This is a genomic window from Belnapia arida, from assembly GCF_016773205.1.
In the GTDB taxonomy this organism is placed as follows: Bacteria; Pseudomonadota; Alphaproteobacteria; order Acetobacterales; family Acetobacteraceae; genus Belnapia; species Belnapia arida.
The window spans coordinates 1-398 of record NZ_JAETWB010000193.1 but is presented as its reverse complement, the minus strand read 5'-3'; the positions used below and the strand labels follow the sequence as shown (position 1 = coordinate 398).

General features: G+C 70.4%; 1 protein-coding gene. It reads right to left on the bottom strand.

The annotated features are described in order from the left end of the window. A partial coding sequence (locus JMJ56_RS33355; protein WP_202836152.1) for a hypothetical protein occupies positions 1-398 on the bottom strand: 398 nt, incomplete at both ends.

Sequence of the window (398 nt, the reverse complement as noted above, 5' to 3'; positions counted from 1 at the left end):
TCTGCCAGGAGTTGCTCGAAGGGCATGCGCGCGGCGGCTGCGCTCGCCAAAGGTGGAAGGTCGGTAAAGTCGCCGCACGGTCCGGGCCTGACCCGCTGCGCCAGGAGGATCTGCGGTGCGACCCACATGGCGAAGGCCCACTTCAGCCAGCCGCGCTGGCCCCGGTGCCGCTTCGCGCGCCATTCAAAGTAGCGGGACGTGTGTGCGAGGAAGAGGCCAGTGGAGTCGAGCGCGATCTGGGACGCGCGCTCGGCGCCCCCACGGGCGCGGCGGACGGTTTCAGTCAGGGCCGCATCCAGCAGATCAGAACTGACGTGATGGCGAGCGAACCGCCACACCGTCGCGTGGTCCGGGACAGCTCGGAGGCCGAGCACGCGGCGGAGTTGGCCGGACAGGCG